At 38.4% G+C, this 6,682-nt stretch carries 6 protein-coding genes and 1 pseudogene; 5 read left to right on the top strand and 2 right to left on the bottom strand.

All coding sequences use genetic code 11. From position 1 onward, the window contains the following. Nucleotides 1-178: 178 nt before the first annotated feature. A pseudogene (locus BAZSYMA_RS07095) lies at nt 179-410 on the top strand (integrase core domain-containing protein); the annotation flags it as partial. A 168-nt stretch (nt 411-578) separates the two neighbouring features. On the opposite strand, the gene BAZSYMA_RS10040 reads toward BAZSYMA_RS07095, so the two are convergent. After that, nucleotides 579-755 carry a hypothetical protein gene (locus BAZSYMA_RS10040; RefSeq protein ID WP_195910144.1) on the bottom strand — a complete coding sequence of 59 codons (177 nt, stop codon included), beginning with the start codon at nt 753-755 and terminating at the stop codon, nt 579-581. 8 nt (nt 756-763) lie between these two features. Continuing rightward, the gene (gene uvrC, locus BAZSYMA_RS07090; protein WP_090717139.1) at nt 764-2,545 is read right to left on the bottom strand and encodes an excinuclease ABC subunit UvrC; all 1,782 of its coding nucleotides are present in this window, start codon (nt 2,543-2,545) and stop codon (nt 764-766) included. Nucleotides 2,546-2,589: 44 nt separating this feature from the next. On the opposite strand from uvrC, the gene BAZSYMA_RS07085 reads away from it, so the two are divergent. Genes BAZSYMA_RS07085 through hisD form a run of 4 tightly spaced genes read left to right on the top strand, consistent with a single transcriptional unit; the run spans nt 2,590 to nt 6,417 of the window. Next, nucleotides 2,590-3,216 (top strand): MlaC/ttg2D family ABC transporter substrate-binding protein, encoded by a 627-nt coding sequence (locus tag BAZSYMA_RS07085; protein ID WP_090717137.1) that lies wholly within the window; start codon nt 2,590-2,592, stop codon nt 3,214-3,216. 13 nt (nt 3,217-3,229) lie between these two features. Beyond that, nucleotides 3,230-4,489, top strand: a complete 1,260-nt coding sequence (gene murA, locus BAZSYMA_RS07080; RefSeq protein WP_090717134.1) for a UDP-N-acetylglucosamine 1-carboxyvinyltransferase — start codon at nt 3,230-3,232, stop codon at nt 4,487-4,489. Between the two features lie 15 nt (nt 4,490-4,504). Further along, nucleotides 4,505-5,122 (top strand): ATP phosphoribosyltransferase, encoded by a 618-nt coding sequence (hisG, locus tag BAZSYMA_RS07075; RefSeq protein WP_090717132.1) that lies wholly within the window; start codon nt 4,505-4,507, stop codon nt 5,120-5,122. Beyond that, nucleotides 5,119-6,417 carry a histidinol dehydrogenase gene (hisD, locus tag BAZSYMA_RS07070; RefSeq protein WP_090717129.1) on the top strand — a complete coding sequence of 433 codons (1,299 nt, stop codon included), beginning with the start codon at nt 5,119-5,121 and terminating at the stop codon, nt 6,415-6,417. Before hisG ends, hisD begins: the two co-directional genes overlap by 4 nt. The last annotated feature ends 265 nt before the right edge of the window (nt 6,418-6,682 follow it).

Raw genomic sequence — 6,682 nt, 5'->3', positions numbered from 1 at the left:
CAGTACAAAACCAATAAATTGTACCAATTACTCAAATTTCCTCTTAGCAGTTATTACTATCAAGTCAAAGGTAAGTCGCTCAATAATAATACCAATGTCATGATTAAATTCATTAAACAAACTGCTATTGAAGTTGGACACACCTATGGCAAACGCGTTTGCACAATATTGTAAAAGCATTACCCAAAACATGAGCAGACGGGGTAATTGTTGGGACAATGCAATTATGGAACGCTTTTTTTAAAAGCTTAAAGACTGAGCGATTAAACTATCAAAGCTTTACCAATCATCAAGAAGTAGTAAAAAATGTAGAAAGTTATATTTATTTTTACAATTATAAAAGGATTCATTCAGTCATTGGGTATATTACACCTGCTCAGAAGATGGCTGAATTGAAAAAAGTGGCTTGAAATGTATCTAAGTTGATTGGATCATTACAGTTTTTAGCGGGTCGCCTCTTTTGGATTGTTTTCTAGCGAAGCAGAAAATGAACAAGCCCACCACGAAGCAGTAAAAAGATTTAAAAAATGACGAACTTTGCTCATTAAGACAAGTAGTGAAAGCCTTATCTTTGTCACTTAAGGTTCAATCAAATACGACAAAATCCCAAACACCAAATACACCAATGAAGTGGTTGCCAAGGTTGCAGCAATCACTCGGGCAAGTTTGAGATTTTTACCCAGTAGCCTATTGTTTACTATCCAAATAATATAACCAATAATAAGTGTGATAACTAAAATACGAAGGATAAACATAGCTGAATTTATTGTTTAAGGGTTTTGGTTATTTTAGTCGCTAAGGTAAGGCTAATGCCATTGACTTTTTGCATTTCTTCAACAGAGGCTTGTTTGAGCTCTTGCAAGCCACCAAAATGATTAAGTAGCGCTGCTCGGCGTGCTTTTCCTACACCTTCAATGCCTTCAAGTGCTGAAGTCGTGCGTTTTTTACCGCGCTTTTGTCGGTGATTTTTGATGGCAAAGCGGTGTGATTCATCGCGAATGTGGTTAATCAACATCAGGGTTTGGTCGTGTGGTGGTAGGTTGATTTTTTGTGTTTTGCCCTCTTTAACCAATATCAAAGTTTCCAGCCCTGCTTTTCTACCTTCGCCTTTTGCCACGCCCACGAGTTGAATAGACTCAACACCGATGGAGTCCATCACCATAATCGCTTGATTGAGTTGCCCCAAACCACCATCAATAAACACTATATCAGGTAAGGGTTTTTTATCTTTCAATAAACGCGAATAACGCCTAAAAACCGCCTGATTCATTGCTGCGTAATCATCGCCTGGAGTGATATTTTTGATATCGAATTGGCGATATTTTTTAATCTTTGGCAATCCTTTTTCAAACACCACGCAGGACGCAGTCGTTGCTTCGCCCATGGTGTGACTGATGTCAAAACACTCCATAGTGTTTGGTAGAAATTTAAGATTAAGCGTGATTTGCAATTGCTTGAGTTGTGTGCGTTTGGTGTACTTTGAAGCTAGATGTTGTTTTAGGTTCTCCTTTGCGGTTAAATCGGCAATTTTTAGAAAGTGGCGTTTGTCTTTTTGTGGTGTGTCAATAATCTTTGTGAACAACGCTTGGGCAATAAGTTTTTTATCTAATAATTTTTCACTGAGTAATAATTGCGCAGGTGTATCTTTGCCTAAATAATACAAGGGCAAAAAGGCTGACAAAACTTCCTTATTGTCTTTGCCCTTGGTGTGTTTTGGAAAAACACATTCTTGACCAATTTGCTTGCCTGAGCGTACAAACAATACTTCAACAGCGTGAATGCCATCTTGCATGGCGATACTAATAACATCTATATTACCCATACTTTGAGAGCTGTGCTGTTCTTGGATCGTGCGTAGGGCAATCATTTGGTCACGCAAGTGCGCTGCTAATTCAAATTCTTGATTTTTAGCAGCTACTTGCATTTTTTGTGAGATGTTATCCAGTGTTTGCACGCCCTTTCCTGACAAAAAAAGCGACATCATTTTGACATCTTGTGCGTAATCTTTATCGCTGATTTTATTCACACATGGCGCGCTACATAGAGCAATCTGATATTCTAAACAAGGTCGTGAACGAGAACGATAAGTGGCGTTAGTACATTGCCTAACTTTAAAAATTTTCTTTAATAAATTCAGCGAGTCTCGCACCACATGTGCGGATGGATAAGGGCCAAAAAATTGGTAATTTTTATGCTTTGTACCACGATAAAAACCGACTCTTGGATGCTTGTCATTAGTGATATAAATATAAGGATAACTCTTTGCATCTTTGAGCAGGATGTTATATCTAGGTTTGTGCTGTTTAATTAGCTCGTTTTCTAACAACAACGCCTGTGTTTCTGTGTTGGTAATCACCACATCAAAATCATCAATATTAGTAACCAGTACTCTGGTTTTATCATCTTGATGGGTTTTACTAAAATAACTGGATACGCGCTTTTTTAAATTTTTTGCCTTACCCACATAAATCACCATGCCCTGTTTATCAAGCATTTGATAAACACCGGGTTGCGATGTTAAATTTTTTAGTTTTTCTGGTGTCATCGGGTAAAATAAAAAACTTTATAAAAATGTCTATTAATTAAAAAATGATTAAAACGCTACTTATTATAGGGTCTATTTTATCGATGAATATGGCTTTAGCAACAAACAATGTCTTGCCAATTGACAACTCTAATTCACCAAGTGCAGTTGCACTTAGTATTTTCGAAAACACACTATCGTCAATTAAAAACCTTAGAAAACAACAGCAAGCCACACCTGAAAATATTAAAGTATTAATTAAAGAAAAATTATTACCTAATATTGCGATAAAAGTTTCAACGCAACTAACGCTAAAAAAACACTGGCACAATCTAAACATTCAACAACAACAAATATTCCAAGACTATATCGTAAAATCTTTAATCAAAGATTACGCCGGCGTTCTTGGCTCTTATGATAAATTTGATAGCGTTAAGATTTCAGCTGACCCCAATGTAAAACGCAAAGACGATAAGGCTATCGTCAAGTTATTTATCAGCCTTAATAATGACCCAAAGCCTACTCGTATTTCTATAAAAATGATTTATTCACAACAGTGGCGTGTGTATGATGTCGTGTTTTCAGGCGTTAGTTTGATTAAAACTTACGGAGCACAATTTGATTCGCATATTAAACGCAAGGGAATTGATAGCCTAACTGAAAAATTGACAAAAAAACTTGCAAAAGATTAAGGTTGCCTTATAAATGTATAAGTTAGTTATCCAAGGTGGTAAACCCCTAAAAGGCACCATTAAAGCCTCAGGCTCCAAAAACTCTTCATTACCCATTTTATTTGCCTCTATTTTGGCAGACAACCCAATAACGCTTAATAATACGCCACAACTTAGCGACATATCTACCACGCTCAGATTGTTAATGAGCATGGGTGCTGATTTTATTTTAGAATCAAACTCTTCCTTATTTGTTGATTCATCAAAACTCAATAATTTAGTTGCTGATTACAATTTGGTTAAAACCATGCGTGCATCAATCTTGGTGTTAGGACCTATGTTGACAAAATATGGCGAAGCTAAGGTGTCACTACCAGGCGGTTGCGCTATTGGTACACGCCCTGTTAATCTTCACTTGAAAGCATTAGAAGAGTTGGGCGCCAGTATTAGAGTTGAAAACGGCTATATTTACGCAAAAACGGATGGCTTGATAGGTGCAAATATTCATTTTGACCAAGTTACTGTCACTGCGACAGAAAATGTCATTATGGCTGCCACTTTAGCCAAAGGTACAAGCATAATTAACAACGCCGCACAAGAGCCAGAAATCTCTGACTTGTGCTGTTTCCTTAATAAAATGGGTGCAAAAATTAGTGGTATTGACACCTCAATCATCACAGTTGAAGGTGTGCCTCAATTAAATGGCGTGGAATATTCAGTCTGCTCAGACCGTATTGAAGTAGCCACTTATTTGGTCGCTGCTGCCATTACTGGTGGCTCTATTACTGTTAAAAATGCCAACCCTCAAGCGATGCGCTCAGTGCTTGGGAAGCTAATTGAAATCGGTGCTGACATTAAAACAGAAAACCAATCAATCAGCCTCAACATGAAAGGCAAGCGACCAAAAGCCGTCAGTATTAAAACGGGCACTTATCCAAATTTTCCGACCGATATGCAAGCACAATTTACCGCATTAAATACCATTGCAGATGGCCATAGTAGTATTACTGAAAATATCTTTGAAAATCGTTTTATGCACATTCCTGAGTTAATGCGTATGGGTGCTGACCTGACATTAGAGGGCAACACGGTGGTTTGTAAAGGAGTAAAATCACTCACTGGTGCACACTTGATGGCAACTGACTTAAGGGCCTCAGCATCATTAGTGTTAGCAGGATTAGCCGCCAAAGGTACTACCACGATTGAGCGTGTTTATCACCTTGACCGTGGCTATGAAACCATTGAGGAGAAATTAAAATCATTGGGTGCTGATATCGAAAGAGTGCAGGACTAAATTAATAAAAAAATTATGTTAACAATCGCATTATCAAAAGGCAGAATTCTTCAGAAAACCCTGCCATTACTGAAAAAAGCAGGATTAGAAATTGCTGATAAAGAGTTAAATTCCAGAAAATTGATTCTAGACACCAATCTTGACGAGGTTAAGGTAATCGTTATTCGTGCTACTGATGTTCCTGTATTCGTGCAACACGGTGCAGCTGATATGGGTATCGCTGGCAAAGATGTATTACTTGAACATGGCGCTAATGGCTTATTTGAATTGTTAGACTTGAATATTGCCCAATGCAAACTAATGGTAGCAGCAAGTGACAAAGAAAAATTAAAACAAGACACCTTGAAAATTGCCACCAAATATGTCAATTCTGCCAAACGCTATTTTGACGCTAAAAACCAACAAACTGAAATTATTAAACTCTATGGTGCAATGGAACTCGCACCAGTCGTTGGTTTAGCACACTGTATTGTTGATTTGGTTGACACTGGCAATACGCTAAAGGCGAATGGCCTTATACCTCTTGAACACATTGAGAATATTAGCTCTCGCCTTGTGGTGAACGCTGCGTCATTCAAAACCAAAAATGCACAAATCAAAACTTGGATTGAAAGTATTGAGAAAAATCTATGATAACCAATCTTAGCTCAACTAAGTCTGATTTTCAACACAAACTTTCCAAATTACTCGCTTGGGAAAGCGTCTCAAACAAAGAAGTTGCCAATACCGTTGATAACATTATTGCCAACATCAAAGCCAAAGGCGACGAAGCACTGATTGACTACAGTATTAAGTTTGATGGTGTTAATGCTAGCAGTATGGCAGATTTAACCCTTAATGCAACCACGCTAAAAACTGCCTTTAACAACTTAGATAACAAAGAAAAAACCGCACTACAAGTTGCAGCCGATAGAGTGCGCATCTACCATGAAAAGCAAAAACAAGTCACTTGGACTTATAGAGAAGACAACGGCACAATGTTGGGACAAAAAATCACCCCGATTGGACGAGTTGGCTTGTATGTACCTGGTGGTAAAGCCGCTTACCCTTCTTCAGTACTAATGAACGCTATCCCTGCTAGAGTTGCTGGTGTAAGTGAATTGATTATGGTTGTACCAACACCGAACGGTATTACCAACCCATTGGTATTGGCAGCAGCTTATCTCTCAGGTGTAGACAGCGTTTATACCGTGGGTGGCGCACAGGCAATTGCAGCCCTTGCTTATGGTACTCAAACTATACCAAAGGTTGATAAAATCGTCGGTCCTGGTAATATCTATGTGGCAACTGCTAAACGCGCAGTATTTGGACAAGTTGGCATTGATATGATTGCTGGACCGAGCGAAATATTGATTATTTGTGATGGCAAAATCGACCCTGATTGGATTGCCATGGATTTATTCTCACAAGCTGAACACGACGAAGATGCGCAATCTATTTTATTGTGTCCTGATGCAGGCTTTATCGCTCAAGTAGAAGCAAGCATTACTAAACTTTTGCCAACCATGAATAGAAAAACGATTATTGCCAAGGCACTTAAAGAGCGTGGTGCTTTAATCCACACCAAAGACATAACTGAGGCAATTAAGATTTCCAATCAAATTGCCCCTGAGCATTTAGAACTCTGTGTTGAAGACCCAGAATCCATGCTTGATGCTATTAAGCACGCTGGTGCAATTTTTATGGGTAGAAACACTTGCGAATCTTTGGGTGATTATTGTGCAGGCCCTAATCATGTGCTGCCTACCTCAGGCACGGCGCGTTTTTCCTCGCCACTCGGTGTGTATGACTTTCAGAAAAAATCCTCTCTAATTATGATGTCTGACAAAGGCGCAAACACGCTCGGCGAAATCGCTGCTACCTTGGCTGATGGCGAGGGTTTGCAAGCACATGCACAATCTGCTCGTTATCGTATTCAAAAATCATAAGCAATTATAAGTAAAATTATCTATGATAAGGATTATGGCAAATATTGTTCAAGTTAAAAATCCACGCACCAATCGTTATGTCAAAATTGATCGCGACAAGGGTCGTATTCTTTCACACAAAAAAACGTGATGGTCCGTATGCTAAAGTACCTGTGGCAAGAAAGCATAAGTGATTATTTACAGTCCCATTGATGGCGATGCCATCAATTATACCATTTTCAAAAATAAAAGATATAAATATGGTAAAATAATAAGTTTTTAACAA

Source organism: Bathymodiolus azoricus thioautotrophic gill symbiont (genome assembly GCF_001298715.1).
Taxonomy (GTDB): domain Bacteria; phylum Pseudomonadota; class Gammaproteobacteria; order PS1; family Pseudothioglobaceae; genus Thiodubiliella.
This window is presented reverse-complemented; position numbering and strand designations above follow the sequence as displayed.